At 51.6% G+C, this 13,802-nt stretch carries 12 protein-coding genes; 1 reads left to right on the plus strand and 11 read right to left on the minus strand.

All coding sequences use genetic code 11. From position 1 onward, the window contains the following. Window positions 1-112 precede the first annotated feature (112 nt). Window positions 113-3,361, plus strand: a complete 3,249-nt coding sequence (gene rne / locus GC128_RS00085) for a ribonuclease E (protein WP_151992596.1) — start codon at window positions 113-115, stop codon at window positions 3,359-3,361. A gap of 232 nt (window positions 3,362-3,593) precedes the next feature. Here rne and flgL read toward each other — a convergent pair whose 3' ends face one another. The 11 genes from flgL to flgB form a co-directional block, all read right to left on the minus strand. Beyond that, window positions 3,594-4,550, minus strand: coding sequence for a flagellar hook-associated protein FlgL (gene flgL / locus GC128_RS00090; RefSeq protein WP_151992597.1), 957 nt, complete (start codon window positions 4,548-4,550; stop codon window positions 3,594-3,596). Between the two features lie 16 nt (window positions 4,551-4,566). Beyond that, window positions 4,567-6,246 (minus strand): flagellar hook-associated protein FlgK, encoded by a 1,680-nt coding sequence (gene flgK / locus GC128_RS00095; RefSeq protein ID WP_151992598.1) that lies wholly within the window; start codon window positions 6,244-6,246, stop codon window positions 4,567-4,569. Between the two features lie 272 nt (window positions 6,247-6,518). Next, window positions 6,519-7,460, minus strand: coding sequence for a flagellar assembly peptidoglycan hydrolase FlgJ (flgJ, locus tag GC128_RS00100; RefSeq protein WP_151992599.1), 942 nt, complete (start codon window positions 7,458-7,460; stop codon window positions 6,519-6,521). Next, window positions 7,460-8,554, minus strand: coding sequence for a flagellar basal body P-ring protein FlgI (locus GC128_RS00105; RefSeq protein ID WP_151992600.1), 1,095 nt, complete (start codon window positions 8,552-8,554; stop codon window positions 7,460-7,462). Before GC128_RS00105 ends, flgJ begins: the two co-directional genes overlap by 1 nt. A 12-nt stretch (window positions 8,555-8,566) precedes the next feature. After that, the gene (gene flgH / locus GC128_RS00110) at window positions 8,567-9,262 is read right to left on the minus strand and encodes a flagellar basal body L-ring protein FlgH (protein ID WP_151992923.1); all 696 of its coding nucleotides are present in this window, start codon (window positions 9,260-9,262) and stop codon (window positions 8,567-8,569) included. Window positions 9,263-9,326: 64 nt separating this feature from the next. Beyond that, entirely contained in the window at window positions 9,327-10,109 is a 783-nt protein-coding gene (gene flgG, locus GC128_RS00115; RefSeq protein ID WP_064517889.1) for a flagellar basal-body rod protein FlgG, read from the minus strand. A gap of 31 nt (window positions 10,110-10,140) precedes the next feature. Continuing rightward, window positions 10,141-10,896, minus strand: a complete 756-nt coding sequence (locus GC128_RS00120; RefSeq protein WP_151992601.1) for a flagellar basal body rod protein FlgF — start codon at window positions 10,894-10,896, stop codon at window positions 10,141-10,143. Window positions 10,897-10,915: 19 nt separating this feature from the next. Then, complete coding sequence (flgE, locus tag GC128_RS00125) at window positions 10,916-12,124, minus strand: flagellar hook protein FlgE (protein WP_151992602.1); 1,209 nt, start codon at window positions 12,122-12,124, stop codon at window positions 10,916-10,918. A gap of 27 nt (window positions 12,125-12,151) precedes the next feature. Next, a complete protein-coding gene (gene flgD, locus GC128_RS00130) occupies window positions 12,152-12,829 on the minus strand; it encodes a flagellar hook assembly protein FlgD (RefSeq protein WP_064517883.1) in 678 nt (225 codons plus the stop codon). Between the two features lie 11 nt (window positions 12,830-12,840). Then, window positions 12,841-13,245, minus strand: a complete 405-nt coding sequence (gene flgC / locus GC128_RS00135; protein ID WP_151992603.1) for a flagellar basal body rod protein FlgC — start codon at window positions 13,243-13,245, stop codon at window positions 12,841-12,843. 3 nt (window positions 13,246-13,248) lie between these two features. Next, on the minus strand, window positions 13,249-13,665 hold the full coding sequence (gene flgB / locus GC128_RS00140) for a flagellar basal body rod protein FlgB (protein ID WP_064517881.1): 417 nt from the start codon (window positions 13,663-13,665) through the stop codon (window positions 13,249-13,251). Window positions 13,666-13,802: the final 137 nt, after the last annotated feature.

The following is a 13,802-nucleotide window of genomic DNA, read 5'->3' on the forward strand; positions in this document are numbered from 1 at the left end:
CCGTGAGGTTGGCGACTTAATGCGTTTAGTCACGAGGCCATCGGTTCACTCCCGGTCAGCGTCACCATGCCCGTAGCTCTGTCACCAATGTAAGAATAATGAGTAAGTTACGATGAAAAGAATGCTAATAAACGCGACTCAGCAAGAAGAGTTGCGTGTCGCCCTTGTAGATGGGCAGCGCCTGTACGATCTGGATATTGAAAGTCCTGGACACGAACAGAAAAAAGCCAACATCTATAAAGGCAAAATCACCCGTATTGAACCAAGTCTGGAAGCGGCATTTGTAGATTACGGCGCGGAACGTCATGGTTTCCTTCCCCTTAAAGAAATTGCCCGCGAATATTTCCCGTCTAATTATTCATCACATGGTCGTCCAAACATTAAAGATGTTCTGCGCGAAGGCCAGGAAGTGATTGTCCAGATTGATAAAGAAGAACGTGGTAATAAAGGCGCAGCCTTAACCACCTTTATTAGCCTGGCGGGTAGTTATTTGGTACTGATGCCTAACAACCCACGTGCTGGTGGTATTTCCCGCCGCATTGAAGGTGACGATCGTACCGAACTGAAAGAAGCACTGTCTTCTCTTGAACTGCCAGATGGCATGGGTCTGATTGTACGTACAGCTGGCGTGGGTAAATCCGCCGAAGCACTGCAATGGGACTTAAGTTTCCGTCTGAAGCATTGGGAAGCCATTCAGAAAGCGGCAGAAAATCGCCCGGCTCCATTCCTTATCCATCAGGAAAGCAACGTTATCGTCCGTGCTTTCCGTGATTATCTGCGTCAGGATATCGGTGAAATTCTTATCGATAACCCGAAAGTGCTCGAACTGGCTCGCCAGCATATCGGCGCGTTGGGTCGTCCTGATTTCAGCAGCAAAATTAAGCTCTACACCGGTGAAATCCCGCTGTTTAGCCACTATCAAATTGAATCGCAGATTGAATCCGCGTTCCAGCGTGAAGTTCGCCTGCCTTCCGGCGGCTCGATTGTTATCGACTCCACCGAAGCATTAACCGCCATCGACATCAACTCCGCGCGCGCAACTCGCGGCGGCGATATCGAAGAAACGGCGTTCAATACCAACCTTGAAGCTGCTGATGAAATCGCACGCCAACTGCGCTTGCGTGACCTCGGTGGCCTGATTGTTATCGACTTCATCGACATGACGCCTGTGCGCCACCAACGCGCGGTAGAAAACCGTCTGCGCGAAGCGGTACGCCAGGACCGTGCTCGCATCCAGATTAGCCATATTTCACGCTTTGGCTTGCTGGAAATGTCACGTCAGCGTCTCTCCCCTTCTCTGGGCGAGTCCAGCCACCACGTCTGCCCGCGCTGTAGCGGAACAGGTACGGTGCGTGACAACGAATCCATGGCACTCTCCATTCTGCGTCTGATTGAAGAAGAAGCGCTGAAAGAGAATACCCAGGAAGTTCACGCGATTGTTCCAGTACCCATTGCCTCTTACCTGCTGAACGAAAAACGTGATGCGGTGAGCGCGATTGAAACCCGTCAGGGCGGCGTGAAAGCCATCATCGTTCCTAACGATCAGATGGAAACTCCACACTATTCCGTATTGCGCGTACGTAAAGGCGAAGAAAGCAAAACTCTGAGCTACATGCTGCCGAAGCGGTATGAAGAAGAGATGGCTGTGCCGTCTGAAGAAGAGTACGCAGAGCGTAAACGTCCTGAGCAACCTGCACTGGCAACCTTCGTGATGCCTGAAGTGCCGCCAGCTCCGCCTGAGTCAGCTCCTGCGGCAACTGCGGTGCAAACTCCAGTGACTAAACCAGTAGCTGCGAAAGTAGCAACAACAGAGCAGCCTGGCTTGCTTAGCCGCTTCTTCGGTGCGTTGAAAAACCTGTTCGCAGGTGAACCAACTACTGAAAGCAAAGAAGTTCAGGAAGCAAAACCTGCTGAGACTGAAGGCCAACGTCAAAATCAGGATCGCCGTAACAACCGTCGCCAGAATAACCGTCGTGATCGTAACGACCGTGGCGATCGTAATAACCGCGATCGTGATAATCGTGGCGAAGGCCGTGGAGAAAATCGCAGCGAAAATCGTGACAACCGCGAGCCGCGTGAAAACCGCGACCGCGACGATAACCGCCGTAATCGCCGTCAGGGTCAGCAGCAAAATACTGAAGTGCGTGAAAACCGCCCTGCAGTTGCTGAAGAAATTGAGAAGCCAAAAGCACGCGACGAGCAGCAACCACGTCGTGAGCGCAACCGTCGTCGTAGCGATGACAAGCGTCAGGCGCAGCAAGAAGTTAAAGTTCTGCAACGTGATGAAACTGTAGAAGTTGAAGTCGAGACTGAGCAGGAAGAACGCGTCCAGGTTATGCCTCGTCGTAAACAGCGTCAGCTGAGCCAGAAAGTTCGCTTCGAATCAGCTCAAGATTCTGCTGTTGAAGTTGTGGCTACCCCTGAAATCGCTGAAGCAGTTGCAGCACCAGTTACCCACACTGAACTGGCAACTATCCCGTTACCAGCTGTTATCGAGAAGCCAGTTGTTGAGCATGAAGACAACAACGATTCACGTAACGACTCTAACGGTATGCCGCGCCGTTCTCGCCGCTCTCCACGTCATTTACGTGTTAGTGGCCAGCGTCGTCGTCGTTACCGTGATGAGCGTTACCCAGCACAGTCGCCAATGCCGTTGACCGTAGCATGTGCATCTCCTGAACTGGCCTCTGGTAAAGCCTGGATTAGTTATCCGGTTGCCCGTTCGCAAGAAGAGTCGCAGTACGACAACGTTGAGCGTACCCCGGTCTTCGTCTCTCACGAGCAAGAAGTTCCAGAAGTGATTATTTCACAACCAGTTGTTGAGACTGCACATGTTGAAACAACACATCCGGAAGTGATTGCAACGCCAGTCAGCGAGCAGCCACACCTGATTGCTTCTGAAGATGACATTGTCGCTGAACAAGTGATTGACGAAGTTGCACCTGCACAAGATGAAGAAATTGTAGAAACTCATCCACAGCAGGCAGCAGAAGTTGCTCAGGAAGCGCCGGTTATTGTTGCAGAAACTGTGCCAGTGGCTCCGGTTGAAGAAACAAAACCAGTCGAAGTGGTTGAAGTGCAAACTTCTGTTACTCAAGAAGCAGCTGTTGCAGAAACTGCCGCTGAAACTGTGCCAGAAGTGAAAGCAGCCCCTGCAGAAGTAGCCGTAGTTGCTCACGCCGTTAAGCATGCGACGGCACCGATGACTCGTGCTCCAGCACCGGAATATGCGCCAGAATCACCACGTCAAAGTGATTGGGTACGCCCAACTTATGACTTTAGTGGTCGCGGTTCTGCCGGTGGTAGCAGTGCAACTCATCAGGCAGCAGCACCAGCAACACGCCCGCAAAGCACTGACTAATCGCTAAGCGTTGCTAAAAAGCCGACCAGGACTCTGGTCGGCTTTTTTATTTCTGCGTGTGCTGTCATGTAGCAACCCAGATCCTACCTACAAAAGCAATTTGTCTATTCATAGGGAAATTGCCAGCGCCCCCCTTACCCTCTATTTTTAGGCAAAAAAAAGCCCACTCTGGGGTGCAGAAGCGGGCATATAAAGCGTGCCCAGTTTCATGGCACACCCAAAATGTTAAAGCTTATTTGTTTAGCTGGAACAAGGACATCCCTTGCATATCGCTGAAAGCTTTATAAGAGGCCTGAAGGGCTGCCTGCTGCATCACATAAGAAGAGATTGCTGAGTTCCAGTCCACATCAACCAAATCACTCATTTGCTGAGCCTGACCCAACGCGCGATCGCTACCTAACTCATCAAGCTTATCCAACTCGTTCAGTTGCGTACCGAGTTCAGCACGTACAGTCAGCACGTTATTGAGGGAGTTTCTCAACCCACGGTTGGTTTTATCAATTGCACCCTTTTCTACATCCGTCAAATCAGCAGCTGGCGTTTTCAACGCGCTAATTGCCGTATCAAGCATCTCAAAGAGATTAGTCTCTGATGTAGAACCATCAGGTTCAGGCACCGCATTACTGGTCAGTGACTCGAAAATCTCTGAGCCCAGATGCCCTACGGTCATGGTACGAGATGCGTCTACAGATTGCGTAACAGCAGTACCACCACCGCCATATTCGATTTTTCCGGTAACAGCATCCGCGCTAAACGGTGCCGAATCCGTTTTATAACCCGCAAAAATATAGCGCCCGTTGCCGTCCGTACTGTTGGCAAGGTTCAATATCTGATTGCGAATACCTTCCAGATCGGTCGCCAGTGATGCACGGTCGTCATCGCTTAACGTACCGTTACCGGCGTTAACGATTCTTTCTTGTGCTGACTGGATAGCTGTTGTCACCTGCCCTAACACGTTTTCTTCCAGCGAAATCTTTTGAGTCGCAAAGGTACGCGCCAACGCATACTGGCTGTTTTGTGCCTGAGCCTGAGACAGCACTACGGCCTGCGATGCAGCAATCGGATCGTCAGAAGGTTTAGTAACGCGCTTACCGGTCGACATCTGCTCGCCATAACGCAACCACTCACTTTGCGAGTTAGTTATGCCGCGCATGTTCTGTTGATACATCATTGCGGTACTGATACGCATACGCCAGATTCCTTAATTAACGGATGGACAGTAACGCATCAAACAGAGTTGATGCCGTCTGTAGTACCTGGGCATTGGCCAGGTAATATTGTTGGAAACGCTGCAAGTTACCGTACTCTTCGTCGAGATTGACGCCAGAGATAGACTGCTGTTGGTTACTCAACTGCGTGACCACGTTGTTTTGTGTGGTGCTGGTGACTTTCAGCGTGCTGGTTTTGTTGCCAACATCGCTTACAAGGCTCGCATACGCATCGTTAAACGATTTGTTACCGTTAACGATTTTGCCACTTTGCAAATCCAGCATTGCCTGGGCATTACGGTTATCGCTTGCGCCACCGCTGGTATTGCCAGTGCCACCATTAGGGTTACCCGCCAGGGCCAGCTTACTTTCGTCGGTAATCAGCACGCCCATGTTCACAACAGCGTCAGAAACAGGTTTAACTATGAAGCTGTCATTTTTGCTCGGCGCCGTACCGCTAATATCAAGTTTCAGGCCATCAAAGCTCATGCTTTTGCCATCAGTAGAGAGCGTGGCTTTGAATTGCTTATTATCCGCCAGTCGCGTGACTTGCCAGTCCTTGCCGTCATAGGTCACTTTGTAGTCGCTGGCCTGCACTTCCGAGCTGTTCGTCATGCTTACTTTAAGCGAGGTATCTTTAGCCACATTGTTGGCGTTCCCCCAGGCTGTCGGCCCGCCGATTGAAAAGAAATCACCACCAGCCTCCGCTGGGTCACCAGCATCAACCCCTTTGCCATGTTGTTGATTTATCGCATCGGCAAATGTCAGAGCCAGTTGCCCCAGGCGGTTACGTGCGCTATCTAAATCCTGAGAACGGAAGGTCAACACGCCGCCCAGCGTGCCGCTGCTCAATTGGTTTTCCGGGATTTCCTTAGTGCCGGAAACTGGGTCAACATACGCAACAGTAGTGCGTGAAGGGTCAGCACTGGAAGGGACTGCCGCCAGTTTATTGGCTTTATCACCCTGCACCAGGGACAAACCATTCGCGATGGAGACGTTATAAGTACCGCCATCCTGAACACTGACTTCAACACCGACAATCTGGTTTAACTCGCTAACCAGTTGGTCGCGCTGATCGAGCAGATCGTTCGGTGCTGCACCTGCGCCCACACCCGTCAGACGCGAAATCTGGTTATTCAGATTGGCAATCTGGCTGGCGTAATTGTTGATTTGCTCCACGCTGCTCTGGATGCTGGTATTCACCTGCTTATCCTGGTCGCGTAGATACTGATCGGTCACCTTAAACTGGTTAACCAAGCCGTTGGCATTACCGAGCAACGCCTGGCGTGCCGCCGGGTCTTCGGAGTTACTAACCAGAGTCTGCAAGCCGCTAAAAAAGCTCTGCATGGTTGTAGCGAGGGTATTTGTAGTGCCAGACAGAATATTGTCAATTTTAGACATCTGCTGGTACTGAGTATTCAGACCACTGCTTTGCGTTTGTGCCGCACGCAGTTGGTTAGTGATGAACGCATCATATTCACGTTGCACTCCGCTGACCTGTACGCCATTACCAATCCAGCCACCTGCGCCAAGCGTACTTTGCGACTGCGACAACACGGTAGTCTGGCGGGTATAGCCTGTGACGTTATAGTTAGAAATGTTGTTACTGACAGTATTCAGTGCCGCCTGGGCAGCACCCAGGCCACTCATGGCACTGTTAATCAGGCTACTGGACATGAAATTTCCTTAGCGCGTTAATCACGATTCCTGTTGGTAAGTATCGGCAGCGTCTGGCAACACTTGAGGTGTTAGCTCTAAATAATTCGAGTTGCAGGAAGGCTGCAAGGGAGCAACAAATTTGTCTGGAACAAATTTGAACGCTGCTTGCAGCGTCCCCAAAGGGGTAAGGCCCATGGATGGGCCGCATAATCCCCAGGAGCTTACATAAAGTAAGTGACTGGGGTTTGTGAGTGCAGCTAACGCACTTGCGGCTCGAAGTATGATGAGCTTCAGAATAAATTGGATAAGTCATTGCTATACGCTTTTGCGACCTTTTCACCCATCGCCTTCATCTGTTGAATCATGCCCGTCAGCTTACGGGCATAGTTCGGATCGGTTGCGTAACCGGCATTTTGCAATGCCTGTGCACCCTGTTCTGCGGTATTGGCGTTAGTGACTGCGGCGTATCGCGGGTTGCGCGTCAGCAAACCGACGTAATCAGAAAGTGCTTCGAGGTAAGAGCTATAGACACGGAATTTCGCTTTCACCTTTTTCGCTTCACCATTTTCATACTCGGTAGTGGTGATTTCCGTCGTCGGGCCTTTCCAACTTCCCGACGCCTTCACGCCAAACAAGTTAAAACTCGGCTCACCTTTCTCAGTAAGAATCTGCCGCTGGCCCCACCCTGACTCCAGGGCAGCCTGCGCCAGAATCAAGTGATGCGGAATACCGCTCTGTTCACTGGCAAGCCTTGCTGGTAACGAAAGCTGCGCCAGGAAGTCTTTGCTGTCACCCGTCAGCGGCTCTTCGTTAGAAGGCGCTTTCGGAATGGCCTGACGCACCATTTGCGTTAACGCCTGGTTCTGGAAACTGGTCGCAGTTTGCAGATCAAACTTCATCGGCACTTTGCCAGCATCTTCCGATGGGTCGGCATTGCCGCCCATTTGCTCCACCATCATATCGGCCAGCCCAAGTCCTTTAGAACTGAGCTGCTGTGCGATTTGCTGGTCATAGATGCTGGTGTACATGCGCGTCTGCTCGCTGCTAAATAAGCCATCTTTTGGCAGCGCCTCACGCATGCTTTTCAGCATCATCTGCACGAACATCCCCTCCACCTGGCGGGCAACCGATTTCATGTTGCCTTTTGGATCTTGCCCGGTTTTCGCTTTTAGCTCGTTAAGAGAGTTAGCATCCCATGCAGCATTCGCCAGTGACTGGGTATCGTTAAGCATCAGATGATTTCCACTTTGGCACGCAGACATCCGGCGGTTTGCATCGATTGCAGAATCGACATCAATTCCATTGGTGAAGCACCCAGCGTATTCAGTGCACGAACCACATTATTCAGATTGGCACTGGCGTTAACCCGTTGCAGCGCACCGCCGTTCTGACGCAGATCGATTTGGGTTTGCGGCGTCACCACTGTTTGGCCGCCACCAAATGGCGTATCCGGCTGGCTTACCTGTGCTGAACGGTTAACCGTTACAGACAAGTTACCCTGCGCCACAGCACAAGTGTCTAGTGTCACTTCCTGGTTCATCACCACCGAGCCGGTACGTGAGTTGATAATCACTTTCGCGTCCTGCGCAGGCATGTTGACTTCAAGGTTCTGAATATCAGCCAACAAACGCACTTGCGAACTGTTACCGCTTGGTACACGAATCTGAATAGTGCGCGCATCTAAAGCTGAAGCACTGCCAAAACCACGTGAGCGGTTGATGGTGTCAGTTATCTGCTGCGCAAGAGTGAAATCATCGTTGTTAAGTTGCAGGCTAATCATATTCCCGGTGCCAAAAGTGCCCGGCAACTCACGTTCGATAACCGCACCGTTTGTGATACGACCGCCGTTAAGCTGGTTAACCTGAACGCTGCTGCCGCCCGCTGAAGCCCCGGCACCGCCCACCAGAATGTTACCCTGCGCGAGCGCATAAACCTGGTTATCAACACCTTTCATCGGCGTCATCAGCAAGGTGCCACCACGCAGGCTTTTGGCGTTACCCATGGATGAAACCACCACATCAATATTCTGCCCGGATCGTGCAAATGCGGGGTATTTTGCCGTCACCATTACCGCTGCGACGTTTTTAAGCTGCATGTTGGTGCCCGCCGGAACGGTGATCCCCAACTGCGAAAGCATGTTGTTAAGTGTCTGGGTAGTGAACGGTGTTTGTGTGGTTTGGTCGCCTGTGCCATCGAGCCCAACCACCAGACCGTAACCAATCAAGGAGTTTTCTCGCACGCCCTGAACCGTTGTCAGGTCGCGGATACGGTCGGCTTGCGCAAAGGTTGCCACCAGAATCAGCAATCCGAATAAATATTTGGTCATGAGTTTCCTCGCTTACATCGGCGATAAATTAAGGAAGAAGCGTTGCAACCAACCCATATTCTGCGCTTCGTTGATATAGCCGTTACCGACATATTCGATGCGTGCATCCGCCACTTGCGTAGACGGCACGGTATTGGAGCCGCTAATAGTGCGAGGATTCACCACGCCGGAGAAACGAATAAATTCGGTGCCCTGGTTAATGGCTATCTGTTTTTCACCCACGACGTGCAGGTTGCCGTTTGCCAGTACCTGATCCACCGTCACGGTTAAGGTTCCACTAAAGGTATTACTGGCGTTTGCCCCACCTTTACCGTTGAAACTGTTGCCGCCAGAGGCATCCACTGACGCGCGATCGTTGCCGAATAGCCCCTCGAGATAACGAGGCGTTACGTCAAAGCCAAAGTTTGTTTTGCCATCACGGCTGGCATTAGCCGACGAGCTTTTGCTGGCACTGACATTTTCCTGGAGCTGAATAGTCAAGGTATCGCCGACATTCCTTGGACGGCGGTCTTCGAACAAAGGCTGATACCCATAGTTCACCGGTTGCGCCGTCTGGAAAATTGAACCATTGACGATAGGCGCAGGGCCTGGCACTGGCTGGGCCGTTGTCGCCCCTTCCACCAGCGGTTTAGTTGGTATCAGCGCGCAGCCTGTTGAGGCGAGCACCAGACACATCACGATAGGACGGAGAACCATTGGGTTTTGCATTGCTTTCATCTTCAGGTCATTCAGATAAAGACAGCCGGTGCAAAACTGCACACCGGCAAACGCCTTACAGTTGCGTCAGTTTTTGCAGCATCTGATCGGTGGTAGAAACGGCTTTACTGTTGATTTCATAAGCGCGCTGAACCTGGATCATATTCACCAGTTCTTCTGCAACGTTCACGTTAGAGGTCTCAACGTACCCCTGATACAACAGACCAGCGCCATTAAGCCCCGGAGTACTTTCATTAGGCGTTCCGGAGGACTGGGTTTCGGCATAGAGGTTTTCACCCAGGCTTTCCAGACCCGTATCATTCATAAAGGTGGTCAAGTTAAGCTGGCCTACCTGCACGGGTTGCGCCTGACCCTGCTGAGTCACACTCACGATGCCGTCACGTCCAACGGTAATCGTCAGGGCGTTAGCAGGAATGGTGATTGCTGGCTGAACCTGGAAACCACCCGCCGTCACCAGTTGGCCGTTTTGATCAACCTGGAATGAACCATCGCGCGTGTAGGCACTGGTACCATCCGGCAGTTGTACCTGGAAGAAACCCTGACCTTTGATAGCCACATCTTTACTGTTGTTAGTCTGAGAAAGGTTACCCTGGCTATGCAGACGCTCAGTGGCGACTGGACGCACACCCGTACCAATCTGCAAACCTGAAGGCAACGTGGTTTGCTCAGAAGATTGCGCACCAGGCTGGCGAATAGTCTGGTAAAGAAGATCTTCAAACACAGCACGCTGACGCTTAAAACCGTTGGTGGAGACGTTTGCCAGGTTGTTGGCAATCACATCCATGTTGGTTTGCTGGGCATCAAGACCGGTTTTGGCGATCCATAAAGAACTGATCATTTTGAATTCCTGTTAGTTTCGCGGCTGATTATCAAGTCATCGACAGCAGTTGGTTGGCCCGTTGCTCGTTTTCATCCACGCTCGAAATAATCTTCATCTGCATTTCAAAACGACGGGCGTTGGAAATCATGTCAGCCATGGCTTCAACAGGTTTAACGTTACTGCCTTCCAGTACGCCAGGCATCAAAGAGATGCTGGCATCGGCTTGTAAAGTCGCACCGCGTGTGGCTTGAGCTGCTGGGCTCAAACGGAAAAATCCATCATCACCACGTACAACTTCTGTACCGGTAGCTTTCACCAGTTTCAGGCGGCCAATCGGTGCTACCGTATTAGGCTGGTCACCCGCGTTAAGTGCAGAAATGGTGCCATCAGCCGCGATAGTTAGCTGTGCGCCTTGAGGAACAGCAATCGGACCACCTTCCCCCATCACCGGTTGCCCGCCGATGGTCAGTTGCCCGGCAGGACTCACCTGCATATTGCCGTTACGGGTATAAGCTTCTGTACCATCAGCACTTTGTACCGCCAGCCAGCCATCTTGTTGCAGGGCAACATCCAGCGGGCGTTGGGTGTAATCAAGCTGACCTTGGGACATATCAGCGCCAGGCGTTGACGCGGTCACCAGGGTACGCGTTGGCAAAGAAAGCCCTTCCACCGGAACTGCGCGCAAAGCCGTTAGCTGTGCACGAAAACCGGGAGTTGAAGCATTCGCCAGGTTGCTGGCCGTCACCGCTTGTTGATTCAGCGTCTGACTGGCCGCGCCCATGGCGGTATAAATTGCGTGATCCATTAAGCTTTCCCGTCAGTGCTTAGCGCAGGTTAACCAGGGTGTTAAGTATCTGGTCCTGGGTTTTGATGGTCTGCGCGTTAGACTGGTAGTTGCGCTGTGCGACAATCATATTGACCAGTTCTTTACTCAGATCGACGTTTGAGGCTTCCAGCGCACCGTTAGTCAGCGTACCGAAGTTACCTGAGCCTGCCGTACCCAACAGCGCAACACCTGAAGCATTGGTCGCCGCCCAGACGTTGTTACCCTCAGAGGACAAGCCTTCTGGGTTCGCAAAGTTGGACAACACAATCTGCCCGAGCAATTGGTTTTGTTCGTTGGAGTAGTTACCGACTACGGTGCCATCTTCATTGATCTGATAACTCACCAAATCGCCTGGCTTGTAGCCATTCTGGTTCGCGGCAACGATGTTGTTGGATCCGGTGTTTTGCTGCATGGAGTTGAGGAAGCTGAGATTGAATGTCGCAGGCGTTGCACCATTAATAGCCTCAGTCTTAAAATCGCTAGCGGTACCTTTGGTTAAGACACCACTACTACTGAACTCCAGAGATGTCCCTTTTTGAATCGGGCTCCCCGCAACGCTGCTGTCCTGGGTATAAACATCCCAGGTATTTGCCGTAGAAGACTTCACAAAGAAGACGTTCATATCATGGGAGTTACCCTGGCTGTCATAGACAGTGATTGAGCCTTTTTTGTTGTAACTCTCTGAATCTGCTGGATCAAATTTCGTTTTGGCGGGCACCTTATCGGTAGAGTTCAGGTTAATCTGCATCGAGGCCGTGGTAGTGATTTTTGCCGCCATCAAAGTATTAGGAATTGAAAGCCCTACCGGGTTTGCCCCTTCCTGAATCGTTGGCGGTGTGCCGGTTGCCGGATAACCCGTCAGTTGCATACCCTGCATGTTCACCAGGTTGCGGTTTTGATCCAGTTTGAACTGACCGTTGCGGCTGTAATAGACCGAACCGTTAGTGTCCACCATACGGAAGAAACCATTCTGGCTAATCGCCACATCCAGGCCACGCCCGGTGTTGGTCGTAGTTCCGTCGCCAAAGTCCTGCGTGATGCCTGCGACTTTAACGCCCAGACCCACTTTAGAACCTGCAAACATGTCAGCGAAAGATACGCTGCCGGACTTAAAGCCATAGGTGGCGGAGTTGGCAATGTTGTTACCAATTACGTCCAGGTTGGTGGCGGCGGCATTCAGGCCGCTGACCGCTTGAGAAAAGGCCATGTCTTACTCCTGCAAAGGGTTATAGGCTTAAATAATCTGCCTGATGTCGTCGAGAGTGGAGGTGCCGTAAGTACCGAGGTCGAGCAAGGTCTTGCCATTACTGAGTGTCACACCGTTGACCATCGCAAAATTGAGCGGCTGAGCAACCAGCTGTGTCCCACCATTGGTGGCATTGATAGCGACGTTATAAGCACCGTCTGGCGCCGTCGAACCGTCCGTCATCGTCCCATCCCAGGTAAAGGTATGAACGCCTGCGCTTAGGCCACCAATATCGAGCGTGCGTACCACTTTGCCGGTGTTATCGGTGATCGTTGCGGTAACTTTATCGGCGGCTTGTTGCAGCTCCACACCAAACGGCGTGGTCGCCTCTTTGCCTGCCAGAATTTTAGAACCAGGGATCATCACGCCATGACCAATCAGGGCGCTTGCCTGAACTGACTGGTTATTGTTTAACTGGCCTGACACTGAACCGAGCGTGGTGTTGAGTTTTTCAATACCGCTCACGGTACTGATTTGCGCAAGCTGCGTAGTCAGTTCGTTATTTTGCAGAGGGTTGGTCGGGTCCTGGTTTTTGAGCTGCGCAACCAGCAGGGTCAGGAAACTACTTTGAAGATCGGCAGCATTGTTCCCGGTAATGCTGCTATTACCCGATAAAGTATTAACACCACTGGTCGTGGTGTCGTTCATATTAACGGCTATGCCCATCAGTCACTCCTTTACTGACCAAGAGTCAGGGTTTTCAACATCATGCTTTTCACCGTGTTGAGTACTTCCACATTTGCCTGGTAGCTACGGGAGGCAGACATGCTGTTGACCATCTCACCTACCACATCAACGTTTGGCATCCGCACGTAACCTTTAGCGTCAGCGAGCGGATTACCTGGCTGAAATACCAGCTTGTCTGGTGCCTGGCTCTCTTCAACGCCAGTCACTTTCACACCACCGGTTTCAGCACCCGGAGCTGCATCCACCTGGAAAATAACTTGCCTGGCACGGTACGGTTGACCATCCGGGCCAGTGACGCTGTCGGCGTTAGCCAGGTTACTCGCCGCCACGTTCATACGCTTGGACTGCGCGGCCATCGCTGAACCGGCAATATCAAAAATATTCAGTAAAGCCATCTATTAGCCACCCTGTTGCAGCACAGACATCATGCCCTTGATTTGGCCGCCGAGAACCGTCAGGTCTGACTGGTATTTCAGGCTGTTATCGGCAAATTGTGTACGTTCGCGGTCCATGTCGACGGTGTTGCCATCCATGGATGGCTGGTCAGGAATGCGGTAGAGGAGATCAAGCTGTGGGACAGTTTGAGTTTGTGCCGGAATATGGCGCGAAGAGGTAAGAGCAAGCGAGACACCGCTGCCTTCAACACGTCCTCGGTCCATCACTTTTTTCATTTCACTGGCAAAATCTATATCGCGAGCCTGATAACCTGGGGTATCGGCATTAGCGATATTCCCTGCCAGAATTTCCTGACGCTGGGCGCGCAAATTTATCGCTTCTTGCTGAAATCGCAGCGCGGCATCCAGTTTGTCTAGCATGTTCCCTCCGCATAATTAGGATTTGTCCGACAGCTTAAAGCCCCTTACGCGTGCGTTATCGTTGGAATAGACACAAAATGCGTCGCTATTTGTCGCCTTGATCAATTCCGTGTGCGGTTAAAATCACTGCAACCTGA

Source organism: Buttiauxella massiliensis, from assembly GCF_902500225.1.
Taxonomy (GTDB): Bacteria; Pseudomonadota; Gammaproteobacteria; order Enterobacterales; family Enterobacteriaceae; genus Buttiauxella; species Buttiauxella massiliensis.

Excerpts from the sequence above, each read along its gene's own strand:
- rne (WP_151992596.1), top strand. The coding sequence starts at position 113 with ATGAAAAGAATGCTAATAAACGCGACTCAGCAAGAAGAGTTGCGTGTC.
- flgL (WP_151992597.1), bottom strand. The coding sequence starts at position 4,550 with ATGCGTATCAGTACCGCAATGATGTATCAACAGAACATGCGCGGCATA.
- flgK (WP_151992598.1), bottom strand. The coding sequence starts at position 6,246 with ATGTCCAGTAGCCTGATTAACAGTGCCATGAGTGGCCTGGGTGCTGCC.
- flgJ (WP_151992599.1), bottom strand. The coding sequence starts at position 7,460 with ATGCTTAACGATACCCAGTCACTGGCGAATGCTGCATGGGATGCTAAC.
- GC128_RS00105 (WP_151992600.1), bottom strand. The coding sequence starts at position 8,554 with ATGACCAAATATTTATTCGGATTGCTGATTCTGGTGGCAACCTTTGCG.
- flgH (WP_151992923.1), bottom strand. The coding sequence starts at position 9,262 with ATGCAAAACCCAATGGTTCTCCGTCCTATCGTGATGTGTCTGGTGCTC.
- flgG (WP_064517889.1), bottom strand. The coding sequence starts at position 10,109 with ATGATCAGTTCTTTATGGATCGCCAAAACCGGTCTTGATGCCCAGCAA.
- GC128_RS00120 (WP_151992601.1), bottom strand. The coding sequence starts at position 10,896 with ATGGATCACGCAATTTATACCGCCATGGGCGCGGCCAGTCAGACGCTG.
- flgE (WP_151992602.1), bottom strand. The coding sequence starts at position 12,124 with ATGGCCTTTTCTCAAGCGGTCAGCGGCCTGAATGCCGCCGCCACCAAC.
- flgD (WP_064517883.1), bottom strand. The coding sequence starts at position 12,829 with ATGGGCATAGCCGTTAATATGAACGACACCACGACCAGTGGTGTTAAT.
- flgC (WP_151992603.1), bottom strand. The coding sequence starts at position 13,245 with ATGGCTTTACTGAATATTTTTGATATTGCCGGTTCAGCGATGGCCGCG.
- flgB (WP_064517881.1), bottom strand. The coding sequence starts at position 13,665 with ATGCTAGACAAACTGGATGCCGCGCTGCGATTTCAGCAAGAAGCGATA.